Raw genomic sequence first — 23,728 nt, forward strand, 5'->3', positions numbered from 1 at the left:
GCCATGTCTGACGACGGCCTCTTCCAATTGGGGATGGACTTGGAGGCTCGTGATTATGAAGGCTTGCGCATGCCCGCCTTTGACGAGCCAAGAAGCACCACCCATACGGAAGACAACATCACTGTAGCGCCCGCCTCCAACGGGCAAGACGAACGTTTGGACCACTTCATCGAGAAGGAAGGGGTTCGATACGCCGGCTCGCATCTGATCATCGATCTGTATGATGCCGAGCGTCTCGACGACCTGCCCTATATCGAGGAAACGCTGAAGACCTGTATCGAGGAAGCGGGCGCAACGCTGTTGCACATTCACCTGCATCCGTTCGAGCCGACGGGCGTCAGCGGTGTGGCGGTGCTGGCGGAGAGTCATATTTCTGTCCACACATGGCCGGAGGCCGGCTATGCGGCTTTCGACGTCTTCATGTGCGGCGATGCGGAACCGGAAAAGTGCGTTGCCGTTCTGGAACGCGCCTTCACGCCCGGACGGTCGCAGGTGAGCGAACTGCTGCGCGGCAAGGAGGTCGCATGAACGGTGGGCTGGTCTTCAACGAGACGCTCTATCCGGGCGTCGAGGTGAAATACACCTGCGACACGGTGATCTTCCAGGATCGCTCCGAGCATCAGGATCTCGTCCTGTTCGAGAACCCGGTGTTCGGCAAGGTGCTGATGCTCGATGGCGTGACCCAGGTCACCAGCGCCGACGAGTTCATCTATCACGAGATGATGGCGCATGTGCCGATCCTGGCCCATGGCGCGGCGCGCAAGGTGCTGATCATCGGCGGCGGCGACTGCGGCATGGCCGAGGAAGTGCTGAAGCACAAGGGCGTGGAGAAGCTCACCCAGGTGGAAATCGACCGCTCCGTGGTCGATTTCTCCAAGGAGAACTTCGCCGACTTCAACGCCCCGGTGTTCGATGACCCGCGGTTCGACCTGGTGATTGCCGATGGGGCGCGTTTCGTCGCGGAGACGGACGAACGGTTCGATATCGTGCTGGTGGATTCCACCGATCCGCACGGTCCCGGCGCGGTGCTCTTCACCGAAGAGTTCTATCGCGGCGTTCATCGTTGCCTGACCCCCGGCGGCATTCTCGTCACGCAGAACGGCGTTCCGTTCCTGCAGCGCGAGGAACTGGTCATCTCGGTCCGCCATTTCTCGGGCATCTACAAGGATGCCGCAGCCTATATCGCCGCGATCCCGACCTATTTCGGCGGGCACATGGCGTTTGGTTGGGCCACCGACAACGTCGAAGCGCGCAAGACACCGCTGGATGTGCTGCAGCAGCGTTTCGCCGAGGCGGATTTCGACACCCGCTATTATACGCCAGACGTGCATCAGGCCGCCTTCGCCCTGCCGCGCTTCATCGGCGATGCGGTGGCCGAAGGACGCGGCGACAAGGGCTGATCCCCATCGGGCCACGCGCCGAAACGTGACGATCTGACAAGGGGCGGCCAGTGAGCCGCCCTTTTTCATGGGCCGAGCGGAGTATGGGGCGATGTCCGGAGGAGAACCGCCGGTTACATTTTGCGACAGGCCCGACATAGCTCAGGGATAGTCACAAGCTAGGCTCCAAAGCCTAACCCCATGCTGCTGGCACGATCATCGGCACCAGCACATCCGACAAGACACCGAACGAAGGTGACCCATGGCACGTCCCTCCTCCCCCACGGCCTACAGCCGCACCCAGATCCTGCTTCACTGGACCATCGCCGCGCTGGTGATCTACCAGCTCGTGTTCGGCCATGACATCAAGGACCTCGGCCGCGCCCTGCGCGATGGCCAGACCCCGGATTTCTTCCAGGCCCTGCCGGGCAATCTGCACATCTGGTTCGGTTTCGCGATTCTTGGCCTGACCCTCTGGCGTCTGGCGCTGCGGATGACCCGCGGCGCGCCGCCCGCACCTGAGGGAACCCGCGCGAGCCTGTTCGTGATGAAGGCGGTCTATCTGCTGTTCTACGGCCTGCTGATCGCCGCGCCGGTCAGCGGCGCCATCGCCTGGTACCTCGGCATCCATGACATCGGCGAGATCCACGAAAAGGTAAAGCCGGTCTTCATCGTGCTGATCGGCCTGCATGTGGCGGCCACCGTCTGGCACAGCCTGATACGCAAGGACGACACGCTGCGCCGGATGCTTTCCGCCCGGCCGTCATAAAAAAGGAATCGGCGCGGGGTGTCTCGCAAGCCACCCCGCGCCGCTTCAAAGCTCCAAAGTCAGGCACCGACCTGGGCGATCCAGTCCTGCAGATTGTAATAGGTGGTGATCCGCGCGATCCGGCCATCGCGAATATCGAAGAAGGTGCCCGCCGGCAGGCGGTAGGTCTGGCCCGCCGCCTCCGGCAGCCCTTCATCGCTCACCAGATAGGTGCCCGAGACAATGAACTCGGCCGCCGCCCGGCTGCCGTCTTCGGAGACGAACACCTCAATGTCCGACAGGGTCTCCTTGTAGCAGCGGGTCATATGCGCGTTGAATTCGGCGAACTTCTCCTTGCCGACGCGCCGTGCGCCCTGATTGACATCATGAGCGATGTCATCGTTGACCAGCGCCAGCATGGCATCGGTGTCACCGGCATTGAAGGCGGCGTAATAGGCGTCGATCAACGCCCGGGTCGTGTCATGCGACATGGTGTGAAATCCATTCTGAGAGGGTCTAGGGTCCGGCCTCATTCATGAGTCCAGACCCTAGCGGGACAAAGCCGCACACGGGCAGCTTCCGGACGGCAGACAGTGACCGCTGCTCTCAGCCGGCGCCGCGCATGCGATCGATGCTGAGCGGGCCGGGGCCTGCGGCTGCCAGATAGAGGAAGGAGAAGCAGTAAAGCACCGCCAATTCGCCGCCGTTCAGCAGCGGATAGGTCCCCTGCGGCGCATGCACCATGAAATAGGCGACCGCCATGGTGCCCGAGGCGAGAAACGCCGCCAGCCGGGTGAACAGACCGATGACGATCAGCGCGCCGCACACCAGCTCGATCAGCCCCGCCGCGCCGCCCATGGTCATCGGCGAGACGCCGGACATCTGGCTGGCCGGAACGCTGAGATACTTGGTGGTGCCATGCTGCAGGAACAACAATCCCGCCATGATGCGGAAGACACTGAGAAACAGGGCCGAATAAGGCTTCAGAAAGGTCACGTCGATCTCCTTGGGCCGCCCGTCGCGGCGACCGTCTTGCCCGGGTGCGCCGCCCGGATGCCGGACGGCGCGCGACCAAGCTCTACCCTACGCACGCGCGCCCCGGAACCGCAATCCGGCGCGCACCCACATCAACCGTCCCCGATCACCGGGGGACGACCGCTCAATTGCGCGGAAAGCCGCGCGCCGCCCATTGGCTGCGCGGGACCGGGGCACCGACCCGAAAGCTGAAGCGCTCCACCCGGGTCACGGCCGGATCGGTCTCGCAGCGGAAATCGAGGTCATACCACATCCCCCGCGAGCGATAGGCCGCCCGCACCGGCGCCAGCACCGTACCGGCCTGCGGGCGGAAGGAGGGCAGGATTTCCGGCGGCCGGTCGGGATAAAGGTCGCGGATCTGCGCGCGCAGCTCCGTCACGCACAGAAGATTGAGCCGCTGCGGCCCGGAGAGGCCCGCCATCGCCGTGCGGGCCCGCGAATCCCCCAGAATGCGGCTTGAGAAAAGCTCCCGCGCGCGGGCAAGCCGCGGCGCGCCTGGACGGCGCGCCGGTTCGTTCGCCCCACCGGGCAGCCGCACGCCCGGCGGAAGGCCATCCTGCTCGGCGGCCCGCACGGCTGCCGGCGGCGGGGTCGGCTTGGCGCGGGGCAAGGCGGTCGCGATTGCCCCAGAAAGGCCCTCCGCCTCGGGCGCGCTTGCCGAAGCCTCGTCCACAGCCGTCTCGCCGACCGGCGCCGTCTCGCCCTCTGCCTCCGGCCCGGCGACGATATCGGTGTCCGGCGAAGCCTCCTCGGGCGCCGGCTCCGTAACCGGCGCATCCTCGACGGTTTCGTCGTCGACCGCCTGTTCCTCGGTCGGGGCTTCCTCAGAGGTCGCGTCTTCCGACGCCGGCCTGTCGGTTGCGGCGGTATCGCTTTCCGCCTCAGGGGGCATGTCCGTCGCCGCATCGTCGGTTTCTTCCGCCTGCGGCAGCTCGGCGCGTTCGGCCTCGCCGTTCTCGCCGGCGGGCTCTTCGGCGGACGGTTCGTCCTCGGCCGGCATGGACGTGCCGTCAAGCGGCTCGCCGTCTTCCCCGCTCGCAGCCTCCGTTGTCTCTTCCGCGAATTCCTCCACCGGCTGCAGCACCGGCAGGCTGCCTGCGTCCGGTGCCGACGGCGGCGTGACGTCCGGTTCCGGTTCGGGCTGTGGCGTTTCCTCAACCTCCTCCGGTTCGGGTTCGGGCTCGGGGGCGCGCTCTTCCTGTTCCTGTTCCGGCTCCTGTTCCTCTTCAGGTTCCGGTTCGGGCTCAGGTTCCGGCGCTGGTTCTTCGGGGGCCGGCTCTTCCTCCGGCCCCTCCTCGGGCGCGGGCGCCTGGGGCGGCGGCACCAGCACCACCTCGACCGGTTCCGCCGCTTCCGGCGCCGCCATCTTCCGAGCCGCTGTATCGAGGAACATCAGACCGATCAGCCCGTGCAATAGAAGCGATACGGCCACGCCCACCCAGAACAGCTGACCGCCGGCCCGGCCTGCATCGCGCGCGGGCGCCGACGTGGGCACGATCTGGGGCAAGTCGGAGGGCGTGAAATCCACGGAGACGGCACCTTCTGGCAAAAAGCCGGGTCAGGGAAATGCGAGGCCGCAAGGCTCATGGAGCGGCCCGGCGAAGTCAATAAGACAGCCGACGGGGACGGCAAAATAAAAAAGCCCGGCGATGATCGCCGGGCTTTGTGCCTGATGACAAACGCCCCTAAGGGCGTCCTCCCGGACGGAGCGCCAAGCGGAGATCCGGGACCGGCGAGCCACGGCCTGTCGGGTCTAGTCGACTGAAAACGCGCGTCTTTCGACTCCCCGATCCCGGGTCGCGCTGACGCTTGCCCGGGATGATGCCACGAGAGGCCTTGCGGTTTGTCGACAGCGAAAACCCGGCGTCTCCGCCGGGTTTCCACTTTATCTGTCCTTGCAAGGCGCTCAGCTATCGAGGAACGAGCGCAGCTTGCGCGACCGGCTCGGGTGCTTCAGCTTGCGAAGCGCCTTGGCCTCGATCTGACGGATACGCTCACGGGTCACCGAGAACTGCTGGCCGACTTCCTCCAGCGTGTGGTCGGTGTTCATGCCGATGCCGAAGCGCATGCGCAGCACGCGCTCCTCACGCGGGGTGAGCGAGGCCAGAACCCGGGTCGTCGTCTCGCGCAGGTTCGACTGGATCGCCGCGTCGATCGGCAGCACCGCGTTCTTGTCCTCGATGAAGTCGCCGAGATGCGAATCCTCCTCGTCGCCAATCGGCGTTTCGAGGCTGATCGGCTCCTTGGCGATCTTCAGGACCTTGCGAACCTTCTCCAGCGGCATCTGCAGCTTTTCGGCCAGCTCTTCCGGCGTCGGCTCGCGGCCGATCTCATGCAGCATCTGCCGCGAGGTGCGCACAATCTTGTTGATCGTCTCGATCATGTGCACCGGAATGCGGATGGTGCGTGCCTGGTCGGCAATCGAGCGGGTGATCGCCTGCCGGATCCACCAGGTGGCATAGGTGGAGAACTTGTAGCCGCGCCGGTACTCGAACTTGTCCACCGCCTTCATCAGGCCGATGTTGCCTTCCTGAATGAGGTCGAGGAACTGCAGGCCGCGGTTGGTGTATTTCTTGGCAATGGAAATGACGAGACGCAGGTTCGCCTCCACCATTTCCTTCTTGGCGATGCGCGCCTCGCGCTCGCCCTTCTGCACCATCGAGACGATACGGCGGAACTCGATGGTCTCCAGTCCGGTCTCGCTGGCGAGATTCTGGATCTCCTGCCGCAACTCGCGGATCATGTCCTTCTCGCCGGCGACGAAGTTCTTCCAGCCGCGCGAGGACAGGTTGGCAACCTTGCGGATCCAGTTCGGATCCAGCTCATTGCCCTGATACTGCTTGAGGAAGTCGCCGCGATCAACGCCATGGCGGTCGGCCAGGCGCAACAGCCGTCCCTCATAGCCCATCAGCCGCTTGTTGATGTCGTAGAGCTGAGCGACCAGCGCGTCGATACGCTGCTGGTTGAGCGACAGGCTCTTCACATCGACGACGATGTCTTCCTTCAGCTTCTTGTAGCGCCGCTCCTGGCTCGGCGACAGCGTCTTGTTGGCCAGCTTGTTCTCCACAAGCTGATCCTGGAGCCGGCGCAGCTTCTTGTATTCGTCGGCGATGCTGTCGAAGGTCTCCAGAACCTTCGGCTTCAGCTCCGCTTCCATCGCCGAGAGGGAGATATTGGCCTCGAACTCGTCGTCGTCGTCGCCATCCTCGGAGCTTTCCTCATCGGATGCCGACCCGGAGGCGCTGGCACCATCGCCCGCGTCCTTCTTCGGCGCGGCGCTCTCCCCGTCCTCGTCCTCGTCGTCGCCCTCTTCGGCCTCGGCCTTGAAATCCGGGCCGGAGTAAGTCGCCTCAAGGTCGATGATGTCGCGCAAGAGGACCTTGCCCTCGTTCAGTTCGTCACGCCAGATGATGATCGCCTGAAAGGTCAGCGGGCTTTCGCACAAGCCCGCGATCATCGCCTCGCGGCCAGCCTCGATCCGCTTGGCGATGGCAATCTCGCCCTCGCGCGACAGAAGCTCCACCGAGCCCATCTCGCGCAAATACATGCGCACCGGATCATCGGTCCGGTCGGTCGGCTCCTTGGTCGTGGTCTTGGCCACCGCGCGCGGCGCCGCCTCAACGAGTTCCCCCCCGGCAGCGCTGCCCTCTTCGGCAGCCGCCTCCTCCGCTTCCTCTTCCTCGATGACATTGATGCCCATGTCCGACAACATGGCCATCGTGTCCTCGATCTGTTCGGAGGTCACTTCTTCGGAGGGAAGAACTTCGTTCAGCTCTTCATAGGTCACATAGCCGCGTTTTTTCGCAAGCTTGATCATCCGCTTGACGGCGGCGTCCGACAGGTCCAGCAAGGGGCCGTCGGTGTTTTCGCTTGCCGTTTCCTGGGAGTCTTCCGCCTGGGTTGCTTTCGCTGCCATACTTTTCTCCGCCCCGCCGTCGTCGCAATCCGGCGTCGCCGCGTTTCATTTCAGTCGCTGTCGAACCGTTGCGTCCCGGCCGTCAAAGAAAACGACAGCAATAAGCCCATGCGCCGTCCGTCATGAACAGGTCGGGCGCGATCTCGTCATCACTCTTAGTCGGTGTCCGTTAAGTGCCACTTAACCCTGACTTGCCGCTGGCGACACGAAAGACCGGCGCGCCACTCCTGCCAAAGTCACCCGCGCACACGATCTCAGGCTGCCCGGTCCGGCAAACCCTTAGAGGATATGGGACAGCATCACCTGATTTCATACCGCGCGTGTGGCTCATCCATGGTCGTGATGGCCCTGATGCGGTGCCCCGGTGCTGTCGAATGTTGTTATTTAGCGCAAGCCGAGAGATTCGCAAGAGTGATTCGAAGCCGTCAATCGAATCAAATGGCCGTTCCCCGTCTTTTCGCCCGCCCCGTGAAAAGCCCGGGCCTCGCCCAGGGTCCAGACCCTAGTGTCCCTGCCCGCTCTGCGCGGTCATCGCCGCGACCGCCGTCGCCGGCCGCGCGTTGCGCAAGACCCGGCCACGGTCGGCCAGGTCCTGTTCGTCCCGCGCGCATTCCTCGCGGCGGCGGGCCAGATCCTGCGACTGTGCCCGGAATCGCTGCCAGGCCTCCTCGTCCACCGCCTCCCCCAGGGCATCCAGTTCCGCCTCAAGCTCCTGTTCCAGGCCTCGAATTTCCAGCGTGTCAAGGTAGTGGCAGAACAGATCCTCGATGAAATCGGCGGGCGGATCGTGCCGCAGGATCGGCAGGCGCTGCATCAGGTCCTGGAACCGGGGCTGCAGCCGTCCGCCGCGCGCGCCGCGCTCTTCCCCCTCAAGCACCTCGGAGAGGATCTGATAGAAGCGCTCGTCCAGCGTCTCGAAGAAGCTGCTGACCGGAACATCCTGCAATTCCGTAGCGATCCGGCACAATTCATCGCGAAACCGGGCGTGCAGCGCATCGCTGATCCCGGCAAGGCTGATGCGCTCCACGTAGCGTTCCAGCAATTCGGGATATTTTAGGCACAGACCGCACAAGGTCCGCTCACTGCCGAACAGTGGGCCGGCCGGCGCTTCGGCGCGGCTGAGCGAGGGCGGAGCATCGGGCGCGCCGCCAGCCCGGCCCGCGCGCTTGCCACCGCTCGCACCGCCCGGCCCGGCTTGATCGCGCATGGCCCGCGCCTGGCGGTAGAACAGGTTGGACAGCCGCAGCCGAATATCGAGCTGATAGCCCCGCTTCACCCGCTCATCGGCAATCGAGCGCACAAGATCGTCGAGGCTTTTCTCCAGCGCCGCCTTCCGCTCCGGCGTGTCGATCCGCGCGCTCTCCACCTCGCGCGACCACAACACGTCGATCAGCGGCATCGCCCGGTCGAGCTGGGCGGACACCGCCGCCGCACCGCCCTCGGCGACCAGATCGTCCGGATCCTTGCCATCGGGCAGAAAGACGAACCCGAAGGAATGGCCGCTGCGCAGCACCGGCAGGATGCGGTCGACCGCCCGATGGGCCGCCGCCACACCCGCGGCATCGCCGTCGAAGCAGATCACCGGTTCAGGCGCCAGCCGCCACAGCCGACCCACCTGCTCCTCGGTGAAGGCGGTGCCAAGGGAGGCGACCACATGGGTAAACCCGGCCTGCCACAGCGCAATGGCATCCATGTAGCCTTCCACCACCAGCGCCTGGCCGAGCCGATAGGCCGGCTCCCGCGCCCGGTGGAAGTTGAACACCATCGTGCCTTTGTGAAACAGCGGCGTTTCCGGCGAATTGAGGTACTTCGGCTGGCCATCGGGATCGAGCGTCCGCCCGCCAAAGGCGACCACCCGCCCCCGGTCATCCTGGATCGGGATGATCAGCCGGTTGCGGAACCGGTCATAGGAGGCCCGGCCATCGTCGGGGCGGATCAGAAGCCCCGCCTCGACCATCGCCGCCTCGTCCACCCCCTTGCCAAGCAGATGGCGCTTCAGCCCGTCACGCCCGTTCGGCGCAAAGCCGATGCGGAACTCGCGCACGGTTTCCGGCTTCAGCCGGCGCCGGGTCACATAGGCGCGGGCCGCCTCGCCGCCGGAGGTCGTCAGCTCTGCCTGAAAATACCGGGCGGCCATCTCGCAGACATCGGCAAGACTGGCGCGCATCTCCGCCCGCTCCGCCGCGCGCGGGTCGGGCGCAGGCAACGGCACACCGGACTGTTCCGCCAGCCGCTCCACCGCTTCGGGAAAGGACAGCCCCTCGGTCTCGGTCAGAAACCGGAAATGATCGCCGGAGGCGCCGCAGCCAAAGCACTTGTAGCGCCCGCGCCGGTCGTCAACATGAAAGCTCGGGGTCTTTTCCTGGTGAAACGGGCAGCAGGCCCAGAAGTCGCCACGGGCGACCTGGGTCTTGCGCCGGTCCCAGCTGACCCGCCGGGCAACCACCTCCGACAGGGGCAGCCTTGCACGAATTTCGTCGAGCAATCCGGGTGAAAAACGCATGATATCCTGTATCCGATCTTCCGGAACGGCGGGCGAGACCCGTCAGTCGGCCCGCAGAAGATCCTTCACGACGCAGCTGGCGCGCACGAAATCCATCTGCCCCGGGTACCGTTCCTTCAGCGCCGACATGCACCGCCCCATGTCACGCAGTCCCTTGGCCTTGATATCGCGGACCACGTCCTCGCAGGCGGTTTTCATCGCCGCCTCGTCGAATTGCTTGGGGAGAAACTCCCGGATGATGGCAGCCTCCTCGCGCTCCTGCTCGGCGAGATCGAGCTGGCCGGCTTCCTCATAGTCGCGGATCGACCGATCGCGCTGGCCCACCATCTTGTTGAGGATATCCAGCACCTCGTCTTCCGGCACGCCGTCCTGTCCAAGCTCACGCGCCCGCGCGTCCCGATCCTTGATCGCCGCTTGCACGAGCCGCAGGGTCGCCGCCCGTCGCTTGTCGTCACGATCGACCGCTTCGCGCAGTGCCGTGTTGATCCTGTCACGCATGACCTGCCCCGTTGTCTGCACCGCCACGGCGCCGGATGGCCTCCGCAGCGGCGGCCTATCCGTCAGCCCTATCAATTATACGATTGATTTTTATCGCTATTTTCTTGTCCAGCCGAGAGTTGACCCTTTCGCTGGCTTCCCCTACATTGCCGCGCTGGACGCACCGTTGACATCTTCCCCATTGATCGTCAAGGCGCGCGACCCAAACATGATGTCACCGAGTAGAACGAGAAAGCAAGCACATGACGACCGCAGACGCATGGTCCGCGACGCCGGTAACGGCCGTCCTCGTTTTGGCCGATGGAACCGTGATCGAGGGCCAGGGCTTCGGCGCAACCGGCCAAGCCTGCGCCGAAGTGTGCTTCAACACCGCGATCACCGGCTACGAGGAAATCCTCACGGACCCGTCCTACGCCGGGCAGATCGTGACCTTCACCTTCCCGCATATCGGCAATGTCGGCACCAATGACGAGGATGTCGAGACCGTCAACATGGCCTCCGCATCGGGCGTGCGCGGCGCGATCCTGCGCGCGGACGTCACCGACCCGTCGAACTATCGCTCAAGCCGGCATCTGGATGCCTGGCTGAAGGCGCGTGACATCATCGGCCTGTCGGGCATCGACACCCGCGCGCTGACCGCGCTGATCCGCGAACGCGGTGCGCAGAACGCGATCATCGCCCACTCCCCCGAAGGGATCTTCGACCTGGACGCGCTGAAGGCGGCGGCGGCGAACTGGCCCGGCCTCGTCGGCATGGACCTGGCCAAGGACGTCACCGCGGGCCAGAGCTTCACCTGGGACGAGACCTCCTGGGTCTGGAACGACGGCTACGGTCAGCGCCAGGACGACAGCTTCCACGTGGTCGCCATCGACTACGGCATCAAGCGCAACATCCTGCGGCTGCTCGCTGATGCCGGCTGCAAGGTGACCGTCCTGCCGGCCAGCGCCAGCGCCGAGGATGTGCTGTCGCGCGAACCGGATGGCATTTTCCTGTCGAACGGCCCGGGCGACCCGGCGGCGACCGGCGAATACGCGGTTCCGGTGATTCGCGAGCTGGTGGCCAGCGGCCTGCCGCTGTTCGGCATCTGCCTCGGCCACCAGATGCTGGCCCTCGCCCTCGGCGGCGAGACCGTGAAGATGCATCAAGGGCACCACGGCGCCAATCATCCGGTCTACGACCGCACCACCGGCAAGGTGGAGATCACCTCGATGAACCATGGCTTCGCGGTCGATGCCGCCAGCCTGCCGGAGACGGTCGAGGAGACCCATGTCTCCCTGTTCGACGGCTCCAACTGCGGCCTCAGGATCTCCGGCCAGCCGGTGTTCTCGGTGCAATATCACCCGGAAGCCTCACCCGGCCCGCGCGACAGCCACTATCTGTTCCGGCGCTTCACCAACCTGATGCGCGCCCGGCGCGGCGATACGGAGCTGCCGGAGAAGGCAGCGCCCGCCGCCGCCTGACCCGGAGGCGGCCCTCAGGCACGGCCCGACCCATCCAACGCAAAACGCCCACGTCCTTCCGGACGTGGGCGTTTTGCGTTGACTTCGTATTTGCCGGTCTGGCTTGGCCTCAGGCATTCGCCCGCGTTTGCAGCAGGCCGTCGAGTGCGGCGAGCACACCGCTCATTTCCTGCACCTGGTCGCTCAACTGCGCCTGCTGCTCCTTCAGGATTTCCTCCTGACGGGCACAGATCTCGCGCAGGGCCTGCAATTGCGCCGCGCGCCCCATCTTGCCCTCCACGAGCGAGATGACCTCGCGGATCTCGATCAGCGTCAGCCCGATGCGCTTGGCCTGCAGGATCACCCGCATCCGGCCGATATCGCGAGCGCCATAGAACCGACGCGCGCCCCGACGCTCAGGCCGCAGCAGGCCCTTTTCCTCATAGAAGCGCAAGGCCCGCAAGGTTACGCCGAAGGTTTCCGACATCTCGGCGATCGACAGCTTGGTCGTGTCATTGGCATCCACCTGAATAGGCCCGGCCAAATCCGGCACAGAGATCGCTTCCATCGTCACTTCCACCATAGTCCCGTTCATTATTCCCAACCCCGCGCACCATCTTCTAGAGCAAGATGTCAGCCCGCACGCTCCCCGTGCACCAAGGAGCCAGACGGCGGCATCGTTCGAGAGAGTGGTTGCCGGCCACAGCCCCACCGCTTGCGGCCACCGGGAATTATGCCACCACCGGCGTCCGACAACCTTCTCTCAACGCGCCATTTTTTTATCTTCCCAAACGTTGGCACGTAGGCATACGGAGCCATTATTAGATATTTTTGAAATATCTCAACCACAAAAGATGAAAATTACAATTACTTAAGAAAGAAGGTGATCCAAGTGAAACAAAATTCCGAATACATCATAAAAAATACATAATACATGAATTTTAATGTAAATTATATTTCTATAATACAAAGATTTCGGATTTCTGAATACAAAACACAACACCGCCTCGATTACTTCAAGTGCAAATACCCTAGGGACATGCATCCACCCGAGCCGGCCCCTCGGACCGCTTCCGCGCTAGCGGCCGTCGCGGCTATCCGCGCGGCGCCATTCGCTGGGCGGACAGCCGAACCAGCGCCGGGCCGCGCGGGTGAAATTGCCCACCGCCGAGAAGCCAAGCCGGAAGGCAATTTCCGAGACGGGAAAATCCGTGTGCGCCAACAGGTCCTCGGCCATGCGCCGGCGCACACTGTCATGCAACTGATTGAAGGTGAGCCCCCGTCCCGCCAGCCGGCGCTGCAGAACCCGGACACTGGTCGCCACCGCATTGGCCACATCGCCGATGGTCAACCCGGGCTCCTGAATGCGCGCGGCGATCGCATCGCTCACCACGGCAATGAAATCGTCGGCGCGGCGCCGGTCGGCCAGCCGGCGCTGGTTGAGCTCGCACAGCGCAGCGAACAGATCCGCATCGTAGAACGGGTTGGACACATCGGCATCGCCCGTATGAATGGTGATCCGGCACGCCCGCGTCCCATACCGGACCGGAACCCCGAAAAACGCCTCATGCTCAGCCGTGTTCGCCGGAGCATCACGAGACAGCTCCACCTCCACCAGCCGGGCATCGGGCCCCGCCGAACGCATCAGGAGCGAAAGCGTCTTGCTGACGGTCCTGTCCACCAATTGGTTGCGACAAACCAGTTCCGGCGAAAAGGCAAAATGCAGCGACGCCGTGCGTCCCTCCACCTCGGCTCCCGCCGCGTCCAGATCGACGGCGATCCGCAGGAAGCGGGCGGCCACATCGAACCCGCTGCGCAGGTCCGGGGCATGACGCACGGCAAGCGACACCGTGTTTTCCGCCCCCGCCCCAAGCATCCGTGTCCAGCGCAGCGCGAACAGCTCATCGTCGCAATGACGGGCGCAAGCCTCCAGCATCCGCGCATGCGCCCTGAGGCTGATATAGCCGGAAAAGGACATCTCCCGGCGCGCCCGGTCGAGACCGCACTCACGCATCACCGCTTCGAACGGCACTTTGCGGACACGGCAGTATTCTTCAAGCCCGCATTGGGCCCTTGCGTGTATCAGCAGTGTTTCGGTCGAAGCAGGACCGTCGGGACAGACGAACATTAAGACGAAACCTGCGAGGGGGAGGATCCGACCGGCAAGGCGCCGCTCGCTTCGTTGCATGAGCCATCAAGGAGATAAACAACAGTATCAACAACTTCTGCGGAGGTCCACCAATCCCCACCACTCGGCACGCACAAAGTAAACGAAGCGCTCGCCGGCACGCGGGTTTGACTTTTCCGGCAAGAAGCCGGATTCATGAAATCCCGCCGGGTCGACGGGAACCGATTGAACACATGACGAAAAGCCGCCCTGGTGGCACGAACGCATCCGCCGAAATCGGGACGGACCATGAAACGGAACGTGAAAGAACCAGACCAACCTCGGACCCGCCACCGGACCATGACATCCGACCAGTTCCGCCATTGGCGCAAATCCCTCGGCCTCAAGCAGAAGGATGCCGCCGACCGGCTCGGGTTGAAGAAACGGATGATCCAGTACTATGAAAAGGGCGACCGTGACGGACGACCGGTGGAAATCCCGAAGTCGGTTCGCCTGGCCTGCTTCGCCATCTCCAGCGGCATCGGCGACTTCGATGGATCCGGCGTTTTCCCGGTGACCGAGCTGGAGACAACCGCCCCTCAGACCGACACCCTCCCTTGTGAACAGGAGCTCTGAAGCGGCCACATAGAGCCGATACCACAAGACGGGGTTCCCCGACGCGCGCTTTTTCCCTATAAGCCGCGTTCAGCCGACATACACAATGACAGACCGTGGCCTCACCGCCTCCGTTTCCTCACGGCGGAAGCGCCGTATTCTTGCGAGCCCGATATGCCCAAACGCACCGATATCTCCTCCATCATGATCATCGGCGCTGGCCCGATCGTCATCGGCCAGGCCTGCGAGTTCGATTATTCCGGAACGCAAGCCTGCAAGGCGCTGCGTGAGGAAGGCTACCGAATCATTCTGGTCAACTCCAATCCGGCGACGATCATGACCGACCCGGATCTGGCCGATGCGACCTATATCGAGCCGATCACGCCGGAAATCGTCGCCCAGATCATCGAGAAGGAGCGCCCCGACGCGCTGCTGCCGACCATGGGCGGCCAGACCGCGCTCAACTGCGCGCTTTCCTTGCGCAAGATGGGCGTTCTGGAGAAATTCGGCGTGCAGATGATCGGCGCCACCGCCGAGGCGATCGACAAGGCCGAGGACCGGGAGCTGTTCCGCGAGGCCATGGCCAAGATCGGCCTGGAGACGCCGCGCTCGTGCCTGGCCCATTCGATCGCCGAGGCACTCGAGGCGCTTGACGAGATCGGCCTGCCGGCGATCATCCGCCCCTCCTTCACCCTCGGCGGCACCGGCGGCGGCATCGCCTACAACCGCGAGGAATATCTCGACATCATCGAGAGCGGCCTGGACGCCTCCCCGACCACCGAAGTGCTGGTCGAGGAATCGGTGATCGGCTGGAAGGAATATGAAATGGAGGTCGTCCGCGACAAGGCGGACAACTGCATCATCATCTGCTCGATCGAGAACATCGATCCGATGGGCGTGCACACGGGCGATTCGATCACCGTTGCCCCGGCCCTGACCCTGACCGACAAGGAATACCAGATCATGCGCGACGCCTCGCTGGCGGTGCTGCGCGAGATCGGCGTGGAAACCGGCGGGTCGAATGTGCAGTTCGCGGTCAATCCGGAAAACGGCCGGCTGATCGTCATTGAGATGAACCCGCGCGTGTCGCGCTCCTCCGCGCTCGCCTCCAAGGCGACCGGCTTCCCGATCGCCAAGATCGCGGCCAAGCTCGCCGTCGGCTACACCCTCGACGAGCTGGAGAACGACATCACCGGCGGCGCCACCCCGGCCTCGTTCGAGCCGAGCATCGACTACGTGGTCACCAAGATCCCGCGCTTTGCCTTCGAGAAGTTCCCCGGCGCCGAACCGACCCTGACCACCGCCATGAAGTCGGTCGGCGAGGTGATGGCCATCGGCCGGACCTTTGCCGAATCCCTGCAAAAGGCCCTGCGCGGCCTGGAAACCGGCCTGTCCGGTCTCGACGAGGTGGAAATCCCGGGCCTTGGCCAGGACGACGACAAGAATGCCATTCGCGCAGCGCTGGCCGCGCCGACGCCGGCGCGCCTGCTCAATGTCGCCCAGGCCCTGCGGCTGGGCGCCAGCATCGAGGAAGTCCACCGCGCCTGCCACATCGACCCCTGGTTCCTGCACCAGCTCAAGGCCATCGTCGACATGGAAGCCAAGGTGCGCACCCACGGTCTGCCGCAGCAGGCCGACGCGCTGCGCCAGCTCAAGGGCATGGGCTTTTCCGACATGCGCCTGGCGGCGCTGGCCGATTGCGAGGAGACCGAGGTCAAGGCGCTGCGTCGCTCGCTGGATGTCCACCCGGTCTACAAGCGTATCGACACCTGCGCGGCCGAGTTCGCCTCGCCCACGGCCTATATGTACTCCACCTATGAGACGCCCTTCGCCGGCACCCTCGCCGATGAGGCCAACCCGAGCGATGCGAAGAAGGTGGTGATCCTTGGCGGCGGTCCGAACCGGATCGGCCAGGGCATCGAGTTCGACTATTGCTGCTGTCACGCCGCCTTCGCGCTGCAGGACGCCGGCTACGAAACCATCATGGTCAACTGCAACCCGGAAACGGTGTCGACCGACTACGACACCTCCGACCGGCTCTATTTCGAGCCGCTGACGGCTGAGGACGTGCTGGAGATCCTGCGTCTCGAACGCTCCAAGGGCACGCTGCACGGGGTGATCGTCCAGTTCGGCGGCCAGACGCCGCTGAAGCTCGCCCAGGCGCTGGTCGACGACGAGGTGCCGATCCTGGGTACCGCGCCGGACATGATCGATCTGGCCGAGGACCGCGACCGGTTCCAGAAGCTGTTGCACAAGCTGGGCCTGAAACAGCCGCAGAACGGCATCGCCTATTCGGTTGAGCAGGCGCGGCTGGTGGTCGCCGATCTCGGTCTGCCGCTGGTGGTGCGCCCGTCCTACGTGCTTGGCGGCCGGGCGATGCAGATCATTCGCGACGAGAACGCGCTCAACGCCTATCTGCTCGACACCCTGCCGGAACTGGTCCCGGGCGACGTGCGGGCCAAGTACCCCAATGACAAGACCGGGCAGATCAACACCGTTCTTGGCAAGAACCCGCTTCTGTTCGACCGCTATCTCGACAATGCCATCGAGGTGGATGTGGACGCCCTCGCCGACGGCAAGGACGTGTTCATCTGCGGCATCATGGAGCACATCGAGGAAGCCGGCATCCACTCCGGCGACAGCGCCTGCTCGCTGCCGCCCTACTCGCTCTCCGAGGAGATGATCGCCGAGCTGGAGCGGCAGACCGTCGCCATGGCGCTGGCGCTCAACGTCGGCGGGTTGATGAACGTGCAATACGCGGTGCGCGGCGAGGACATCTTCGTCCTTGAGGTCAATCCGCGCGCCTCGCGCACCGTGCCCTTCGTTGCCAAGACCATCGGTCATCCGGTGGCCAAGATCGCCTCGCGGGTGATGGCCGGCGAGCCGCTGGCCAGCTTCGGCCTGAGCCGGCCCCAGCTCAACCATGTCGCGGTCAAGGAAGCGGTGTTCCCCTTCGCCCGCTTCCCCGGCGTCGACACGATCCTGGGCCCGGAGATGCGCTCCACCGGCGAGGTGATGGGGCTGAACGGCACCTTCGAGGTCGCCTTCGCCAAATCCCAGCTCGGCGCTGGCAGCCACCTGCCCACCGAAGGAACCGTGTTCGTCTCCGTGCGCGATGCGGACAAGGAGCGGGTGTACGACCCGATCCGGCGCCTGGCCCGGGCCGGGTTCAAGATCATCGCCACCCACGGCACCCAGACCTTCCTGGAGGAGCGGGGGATTTCCTGCGACCGGGTGAACAAGGTGCTTGAAGGCCGGCCCCACATCGTTGATGCTATCAAGAATGGAGGGGTGCAGCTTGTCTTCAACACAACGGAAGGCGCGCAGGCCCTGACAGACAGCCGGTCGCTGCGCCGGGCCGCACTGCTGCACAAGGTCCCCTATTACACGACCTTGGCCGGCGCGATTGCTGCAGCAAAGGGGATCGAAGCCTACGCTTCGGGCAACCTTGAAGTCTTTCCGTTGCAGGCCTACTTCACGAAGGCCTGATGTGAGATCGGCCCGTTCGGGGTGAACCCGGCCGGGCCATAAAACTGTTGTCCGCGCGCTCCTTGAAAGAGCAGGGACGCGTGTAGGGAAAGGGTCCAGGACCTATGGAAAAAGTTCCTATGACATCCGCCGGCCATGCGATGCTGGAACGGGAACTCAAACAGCGGACGTCGGAAGAACGGCCGCGGATCATCCAGGCGATCGCCGAAGCGCGCGCCCATGGCGATCTGTCGGAGAATGCGGAGTATCATGCTGCCAAGGAGCAGCAGAGCCACAATGAAGGCCGCATCAACGAGCTGGAAGACAAGCTCGGCCGGGCCGAGGTGATCGACGTCACCAAGCTGTCCGGCGACACGGTCAAGTTCGGTGCGACGGTCACGCTGGTGGACGAGGACACCGAGGAAGAAAAGACCTACACGATCGTTGGCGATGTGGAAGCCGACGTGAAGGCAGGCCGTATTTCGATTTCCTCGCCGATCGCCCGCGCGCTGATCGGCAAGTCGACGGGCGACAGCGTCGAGGTCGCGGCGCCCGGAGGTGCCCACGCCTACGAGATCATCAAGATCACCTTCGGATAAGCACCGGCCGGCTTCAGCCAGCCCGGATTGCGCACGCGACCGATCGCCGCACGGCCCTCTATACCGCTGAGCGGCGCGGTCCCTCTCCAGGAAAAACCTTCCGCGAATACGTCCCAGCGCGACGGACCCTTGCGCGATGGATCGAAGGGCCGCCGTTGTCAGTCGATATGCTCGACCGGCACGGCGGCCTCGTTCTTGGTCTGGCGGATGGTCAGCGCCGTGCGCACATTGTCCACGTTCGGCGCGGCCGTCAGATCGCGGATGATGAAGTTCTGGAAGCTTTGCAGATCCGGAACCACGCATTTCAACAGGAAATCCACCTCACCGGACAGCATGTAGCTCTCGCGCACCTCCGGCCAGGCTTCAACCTGCGTCTCGAAGGCAAGCAGATCCGCTTCCGTCTGGCTGTGCAATCCGACCATGGCGAAGGCCGTGACGTCGAAGCCGAGCTGCTTTTCATCCAGCAAGGTGCGATAGCCGCGAATGAGGCCGGCTTCCTCAAGGGCGCGCACCCGTCTGAGGCAGGGGGGCGCGGAAATGCCGACCCGGCGCGCCAGCTCGACGTTGGTGATGCGGCCATCGGCCTGCAATTCCTTAAGGATATGCCAATCAATCGCATCGAGGCGGATTTTCACTCTGGTCTCCTTCGCAGATCAATGGCACAGCCATCCTTGCGAGTCTCTCGCTGGGGCGCGGCGGGGCTGTCCTGGCGCGCGCCCCCCGCGAATCCCGGTTCGGATCGGGCGCTCATGTCTTAGCGCCTTAGTGTTTTTTGCGTAAGTCTGCAATACTGTGACAACGGACGGCATGATCGAGAAACATCACGAAAGCGCGCCCGCGATGACCGATGCACGCGTCTGGATCGTCACCGACGGCAAGGCAGGCGACGAGGCCCAGTGCATCGGGGTTGCCGATGCCTTGCAATGTGGCTGGGAGCTGCGCCAGGTCGCCCCGCGCGCGCCCTGGCGCTGGCTGATGCCCTGGGGCGATATCGACCCGCGCGATGCCCCCTCTCGCCCCGGCAGCCCGATCGCCCCGCCGTTCCCCGACATCGCCATTGCCTCGGGCCGCCGCGCGGTGGCCTATCTGCGGCGGATCAAGCGCGACAGCGGCGACCGCACCTTCACCGTCTTTCTCAAGGACCCACGGATCGGCACCAAGGCGGCGGACCTGATCTGGGTCGCCGAACACGACGAGTTGCGCGGCGAGAACGTGCTGGTGACCGCCACCGCGCCGCACCGCTTTTCTCAGGAGCGCCTTTCCGCCGCAAGGCGCGATCCGCTGCCGGACATCGCCGCCCTGCCGCACCCGCGCGTTGCCGTTCTGGTCGGCGGCGACAGCCGCCACTACCGGTTCAACGACACCGACATCACCCGCTTCCTGGCCGGCATCGAGCGGTTGCAGGCGGAAGGCGCGCATATGATGATCACCGGATCGCGCCGCACGCCGCAGCCGCTGCACGATGCCATTGCCCGGTTCGGGCGCGATCCGCGCCACCTGATGTGGGACGGAAGCGGGGAAAACCCGCTGCTTCAGTATCTGGCCAATGCGGATGCGGTGGTGGCCACCGCCGATTCCAGCAACATGATCGGCGAGGCGCTGGCCAGCGGCCGGGCGCTGCATGTGTTCCACCCTTCCGGCGGTCACAGAAAGTTTGACCAGTTTCTGGAGGCTTTGGCCCGGCTTGATCTGGTCCACCCCTTCCCCGGCCCCTTGAAAACCATTACCTACGACCCGATTGATTCAACGCCGCGCATCGCCGCGGCGATCCAGTGGCGCTATGCCGCCCACAAATCCCGGATCGGCTGACCCCGATCGCCGGACACGCAAAGCTCCGAGGAAGCGCGACCATGACGCAACAGCATCACAAGCTCCTGATTGTCGGATCCGGCCCGGCCGGCTACACGGCGGCGGTCTATGCGGCCCGCGCCATGCTGACCCCGGCGCTCGTCACCGGCATCCAGCCCGGCGGCCAGCTCACCATCACCACCGAGGTGGAGAACTACCCGGGTTTTGCCGATCCGATCCAGGGCCCGTGGCTGATGGAGGAGATGCGCAAGCAGGCGGAAAACGTCGGCACCCAGATGATCTACGACACCATCCTCAGCGCCGACCTGTCCACCCGCCCGTTCACCCTGACCGGCGACAGCGGAACGGTCTACACCGCCGATGCGCTGGTGATCGCCACAGGCGCCCAGGCCAAGTGGCTGGGCCTGCCCACCGAGGAAGAGTTCATGGGAGCGGGCGTGTCCGCCTGCGCCACCTGTGACGGTTTCTTCTACCGGGGCAAGGAGGTGATCGTTGTCGGCGGTGGCAACACCGCAGTGGAAGAAGCGCTTTATCTGGCCAACCTTGCCTCGAAGGTGACCATCGTCCATCGCCGCGACAGCTTCCGCGCGGAAAAGATCCTGCAGGACCGGCTCGCGCGCAACGACAAGATCGAGGTGATCTGGGACAGCACCGTGGAGGAAGTCCTTGGCGGCGGCACCCCCAAGGCCGTCACCGGCGCCCGGCTGAAGAACGTCAAGACCGGCGAGACCCGCGACGTGCCGGCCGATGGCTTCTTCGTGGCGATCGGCCATGCGCCGGCGACCGAGCTGTTCAAGGAGCAACTCAAGATGACGCCCACCGGCTACATCTGGACGGCGGCGGACAGCACCGTGACCTCCATCCCCGGCGTCTTCGCCGCCGGCGATGTCACCGATGAGATCTACCGGCAGGCGGTGACCGCCGCCGGCATGGGCTGCATGGCCGCGCTCGAAGCGGAACGCTTTCTTGCCGAACACGACATTGCGGAGGCGGAAGCGGCGGAATAACCTGCCGTTCGCGCCCCGTATCACCAAACAAGAAACTGGCGGATATCACTGTGCCGTTGGACTGGGACAAACTTCGCATTTTCCACGCAGCGGCACAGGCCGGGAGCTTCACCCACGCCGGTGAAGCCCTCAACATGAGCCAATCCGCTGTCAGCCGACAGGTCAGCGCCCTGGAGCATGACCTGAAGGTGCCCCTGTTTCACCGCCACGCCCGCGGCTTGCTGCTGACGGAACAGGGCGAAGTGCTCTACCGCACCGCGCGGGAAGTGCTGATGAAGCTGGAGGCGGCCCAGACCCGCCTCACCGACAGCCGCGAGAAACCGAGCGGCGTGCTGCGGATCACCACCACGGTCGGCCTCGGCTCGACCTGGCTGGCCCAGCGCCTGCATGAGTTCATCGACCTCTACCCGGACATGGAACTCAGGCTGATCTTCGACGACGAAGAGCTCGATCTTGGCATGCGCGAGGCCGATGCGGCGATCCGTCTGCGCCAACCGACCCAGCCCGACCTGATCCAGCGCAAGCTGTTCACGGTCCATTTCCATCTCTACGCCGCCCCGTCCTATCTCAAGCGCTTTGGCGCACCGAAAAGCGTGGCGGATCTCGATTCGCACCGGATCATCACCTTCGGCGAGCAGGCCCCGCCCTATTTGCGCGACATGAACTGGCTGGAGACCGCCGGGCTTCCCGCCGGGCAGCGCCGGCGCAGCGTCCTGCGCATAAACAATGTGGTGGCGATCAAGCGCGCCGTGCAGCAGGGAACCGGCATCGCCATCCTGCCCGACTACATCAACGAGGAAGGCTCCGGCCTCGTCCAGTTGATCCCCGAAGCCGAAGTGCCGAGCTTCGACACCTTCTTCGTCTATCCGTCCGAGTTGAAGAACACCGCCCGCATCACCGCCTTCCGCGACTTCCTGCTGGCGAACGCCGAACGCTGGACCTTCTGAGCCATTCCGGCGCCCTCTCCTGGCAAGGGAGGGGCGCCGGGCCGCCCGACTGGGCACGAATTGGCCTCATAGGGTCGCCGTTGCCCATTTCAATGGCAACGCCCCACCAATTCTGCATAGCTGCAATGCAAAGGCGCTTCTTGCATAGGCACGTTGTGCAGTGCATATAAGCAACAGGCTGTTGGTTTGCTTCGTCGCTATCTCCTCCCAGCGACGTCTGATGCGACCAGCTGTTCCCTCTGGAAGGTGATTGCGCCACTTAGGTGGCAAAATCGAATAACTGCCGGGCCCTGTGCCCGGCATTTTTTTTGCCCTCATGAGCTTGCAGGCAATCACTTTTCTGACCGTGCCACCGAAACAGGCAGCGCCAAACGCCCCCCCCCTCTCATTTTGCATGGCTGGAATGCAGCGCTGCCTCTTGCATAGCCACGTTGTGCACTGCATATAAGCAACAGGCTTCTGGTTTGCTTCGTCGCTATCTCCTCCCAGCGACGTCTGATGCGACCAGTTGTTCCCTCTGGAAGGTGATTGCGCCACCTAGGTGGCAAAATCGAATAACTGCCGGGCCCTGTGCCCGGCATTTTTTTTGCCCCTTCGCGGACGGGCGCCCCTCACATATAGAGCGCCTCGCCCTCCAGCCCCGTGTAGAGCCCGGCCACCTGTTCGCCATAACCGTTGAAGAGCCGGGTCGGTATCCGCTCGCCGGTGGCGAGCAGCCGCTCGCTCGCCTGGCTCCAGCGCGGATGCGGCACCTCAGGGTTCACATTCGCCCAGAAGCCATATTCGGACGCGGCGATCTGTTCCCAGAAACTGACCGGCCGCGTGTCGGTGAAGCTGATCCGCACGATCGACTTGATCGACTTGAAGCCGTATTTCCACGGCACCGCCAGCCGCAGCGGCGCGCCGAACTGCTTCGCCAGCGGCTTGCCGTAGACCCCGGTGGCGATGAACGCCAGCTCGTTGGTCGCCTCGGCCAGGGTCAACCCCTCCACATAGGGCCAGGGATACCAGGACGCCCGCTGCCCGGTGGCCACATCCGGATCGAGAAAGGTCTCCATGCGCAGGTATTTCGCATCCGAACTCGGCGCGGCCAGCCGCACCAGCTCGGCCAGCGCGAAGCCGGACCAGGGCACCGTCATCGACCAGGCCTCGACACAGCGATGCCGGTAAAGCCGCTCCTCAAGCGGCATTTTCTTCAGGAGATCGTCAATGGCAATGGTCTGGGGATTGTCGCACAGCCCGTCGATCCGCAGCTCCCAGGGGCGGATCTTCAGCGCCTGGGCGGCGCTGGCGATCTGCTTGTGCGAGCCAAATTCATAGAAGTTGTTGTAGGTGGAGGTGATCGCCTCCGGCGTCAGCGGCCGGCCCGCCGTGTACGCCTCGTTGCGCGGCACGGGATAGAGCCCGGCGCTCGGGTCACCCTCCGCCGCCAGCGCCCCGCCCGGCAAGAGGGCGCTGCCCGCAATTCCTCCGGCGGCAATCGCTCCAGCAGCCACCCCTCCGGCTGTAAGGCCGAACCCGGCAAGCAGCTGGCGCCGATTGAGAAATACCGCCTCTGGCGTTGCAGTCGCTTCCGGCAGTTCCCACCCGCGTTTGCGCAGGATGTGCATCGGCAGTCCCTTTCCAGTCAGATCACATGTCTCCTTCTGGCTAGCGCT

The 23,728-nt window shown here is 64.4% G+C and carries 20 protein-coding genes; 10 read left to right on the forward strand and 10 right to left on the reverse strand.

Going from position 1 to position 23,728, the window contains the following annotated elements; translation table 11 throughout:
* The first annotated feature begins 3 nt into the window (after nt 1–3).
* From speD to IEV83_RS06205, 3 genes are all read left to right on the forward strand, one after another.
* On the forward strand, nt 4–528 hold the full coding sequence (gene speD / locus IEV83_RS06195) for an adenosylmethionine decarboxylase (RefSeq protein WP_181759346.1): 525 nt from the start codon (nt 4–6) through the stop codon (nt 526–528).
* A complete protein-coding gene (gene speE / locus IEV83_RS06200; protein WP_181759347.1) occupies nt 525–1,400 on the forward strand; it encodes a polyamine aminopropyltransferase in 876 nt (291 codons plus the stop codon). The genes speD and speE overlap by 4 nt, the downstream gene beginning before the upstream one ends.
* Nucleotides 1,401–1,641: 241 nt before the next feature.
* Nucleotides 1,642–2,148, forward strand: coding sequence for a cytochrome b (locus IEV83_RS06205; protein WP_181759348.1), 507 nt, complete (start codon nt 1,642–1,644; stop codon nt 2,146–2,148).
* A gap of 59 nt (nt 2,149–2,207) precedes the next feature.
* Here IEV83_RS06205 and IEV83_RS06210 read toward each other — a convergent pair whose 3' ends face one another.
* From IEV83_RS06210 to IEV83_RS06235, 6 genes are all read right to left on the reverse strand, one after another.
* Nucleotides 2,208–2,618 carry a ketosteroid isomerase-related protein gene (locus IEV83_RS06210; protein ID WP_181759349.1) on the reverse strand — a complete coding sequence of 137 codons (411 nt, stop codon included), beginning with the start codon at nt 2,616–2,618 and terminating at the stop codon, nt 2,208–2,210.
* Nucleotides 2,619–2,733: 115 nt separating this feature from the next.
* A complete protein-coding gene (locus IEV83_RS06215) occupies nt 2,734–3,123 on the reverse strand; it encodes a DoxX family protein (RefSeq protein ID WP_181759350.1) in 390 nt (129 codons plus the stop codon).
* Nucleotides 3,124–3,286: 163 nt separating this feature from the next.
* A complete protein-coding gene (locus IEV83_RS06220; protein WP_181759351.1) occupies nt 3,287–4,690 on the reverse strand; it encodes a DUF930 domain-containing protein in 1,404 nt (467 codons plus the stop codon).
* A 378-nt stretch (nt 4,691–5,068) separates the two neighbouring features.
* Nucleotides 5,069–7,078, reverse strand: coding sequence for an RNA polymerase sigma factor RpoD (gene rpoD / locus IEV83_RS06225; protein ID WP_181759352.1), 2,010 nt, complete (start codon nt 7,076–7,078; stop codon nt 5,069–5,071).
* Between the two features lie 502 nt (nt 7,079–7,580).
* Nucleotides 7,581–9,581: a DNA primase gene (gene dnaG, locus IEV83_RS06230; protein ID WP_181759353.1), complete on the reverse strand. Its 2,001-nt coding sequence runs from the start codon at nt 9,579–9,581 to the stop codon at nt 7,581–7,583.
* Nucleotides 9,582–9,623: 42 nt separating this feature from the next.
* Nucleotides 9,624–10,079: a GatB/YqeY domain-containing protein gene (locus tag IEV83_RS06235; protein ID WP_181759354.1), complete on the reverse strand. Its 456-nt coding sequence runs from the start codon at nt 10,077–10,079 to the stop codon at nt 9,624–9,626.
* Nucleotides 10,080–10,321: 242 nt separating this feature from the next.
* Here IEV83_RS06235 and carA point away from each other — a divergent pair, with 242 nt between their 5' ends.
* Nucleotides 10,322–11,539, forward strand: a complete 1,218-nt coding sequence (carA, locus tag IEV83_RS06240; protein ID WP_181759355.1) for a glutamine-hydrolyzing carbamoyl-phosphate synthase small subunit — start codon at nt 10,322–10,324, stop codon at nt 11,537–11,539.
* 109 nt (nt 11,540–11,648) lie between these two features.
* Here carA and IEV83_RS06245 read toward each other — a convergent pair whose 3' ends face one another.
* On the reverse strand, nt 11,649–12,086 hold the full coding sequence (locus IEV83_RS06245; RefSeq protein ID WP_209002999.1) for a MerR family transcriptional regulator: 438 nt from the start codon (nt 12,084–12,086) through the stop codon (nt 11,649–11,651).
* A gap of 510 nt (nt 12,087–12,596) precedes the next feature.
* The gene (locus IEV83_RS06250; protein WP_181759356.1) at nt 12,597–13,532 is read right to left on the reverse strand and encodes an AraC family transcriptional regulator; all 936 of its coding nucleotides are present in this window, start codon (nt 13,530–13,532) and stop codon (nt 12,597–12,599) included.
* A 453-nt stretch (nt 13,533–13,985) separates the two neighbouring features.
* Between IEV83_RS06250 and IEV83_RS06255 the strand changes: the two genes are divergently transcribed.
* From IEV83_RS06255 to greA, 3 genes are all read left to right on the forward strand, one after another.
* Nucleotides 13,986–14,261, forward strand: a complete 276-nt coding sequence (locus IEV83_RS06255; RefSeq protein WP_181759357.1) for a helix-turn-helix domain-containing protein — start codon at nt 13,986–13,988, stop codon at nt 14,259–14,261.
* 153 nt (nt 14,262–14,414) lie between these two features.
* The gene (gene carB / locus IEV83_RS06260; protein WP_181759358.1) at nt 14,415–17,729 is read left to right on the forward strand and encodes a carbamoyl-phosphate synthase large subunit; all 3,315 of its coding nucleotides are present in this window, start codon (nt 14,415–14,417) and stop codon (nt 17,727–17,729) included.
* A 104-nt stretch (nt 17,730–17,833) separates the two neighbouring features.
* A complete protein-coding gene (gene greA, locus IEV83_RS06265) occupies nt 17,834–18,307 on the forward strand; it encodes a transcription elongation factor GreA (RefSeq protein ID WP_181759359.1) in 474 nt (157 codons plus the stop codon).
* 158 nt (nt 18,308–18,465) lie between these two features.
* Here greA and IEV83_RS06270 read toward each other — a convergent pair whose 3' ends face one another.
* Nucleotides 18,466–18,942 carry an Lrp/AsnC family transcriptional regulator gene (locus IEV83_RS06270; protein ID WP_181759360.1) on the reverse strand — a complete coding sequence of 159 codons (477 nt, stop codon included), beginning with the start codon at nt 18,940–18,942 and terminating at the stop codon, nt 18,466–18,468.
* A 205-nt stretch (nt 18,943–19,147) separates the two neighbouring features.
* On the opposite strand from IEV83_RS06270, the gene IEV83_RS06275 reads away from it, so the two are divergent.
* Genes IEV83_RS06275 through IEV83_RS06285 form a run of 3 tightly spaced genes read left to right on the forward strand, consistent with a single transcriptional unit; the run spans nt 19,148 to nt 22,070 of the window.
* The gene (locus IEV83_RS06275) at nt 19,148–20,116 is read left to right on the forward strand and encodes a mitochondrial fission ELM1 family protein (protein WP_209003000.1); all 969 of its coding nucleotides are present in this window, start codon (nt 19,148–19,150) and stop codon (nt 20,114–20,116) included.
* A 41-nt stretch (nt 20,117–20,157) separates the two neighbouring features.
* Nucleotides 20,158–21,123, forward strand: a complete 966-nt coding sequence (trxB, locus tag IEV83_RS06280) for a thioredoxin-disulfide reductase (RefSeq protein ID WP_181759362.1) — start codon at nt 20,158–20,160, stop codon at nt 21,121–21,123.
* 56 nt (nt 21,124–21,179) lie between these two features.
* Complete coding sequence (locus tag IEV83_RS06285; protein ID WP_181759363.1) at nt 21,180–22,070, forward strand: LysR family transcriptional regulator; 891 nt, start codon at nt 21,180–21,182, stop codon at nt 22,068–22,070.
* 611 nt (nt 22,071–22,681) lie between these two features.
* On the opposite strand, the gene msrP is transcribed toward IEV83_RS06285, so the two are convergent.
* On the reverse strand, nt 22,682–23,680 hold the full coding sequence (gene msrP, locus IEV83_RS06290) for a protein-methionine-sulfoxide reductase catalytic subunit MsrP (protein ID WP_181759364.1): 999 nt from the start codon (nt 23,678–23,680) through the stop codon (nt 22,682–22,684).
* Between the last annotated feature and the right edge of the window lie 48 nt (nt 23,681–23,728).

This window comes from Stappia taiwanensis, assembly GCF_014635285.1.
Classification (GTDB): Bacteria; Pseudomonadota; Alphaproteobacteria; order Rhizobiales; family Stappiaceae; genus Stappia; species Stappia taiwanensis.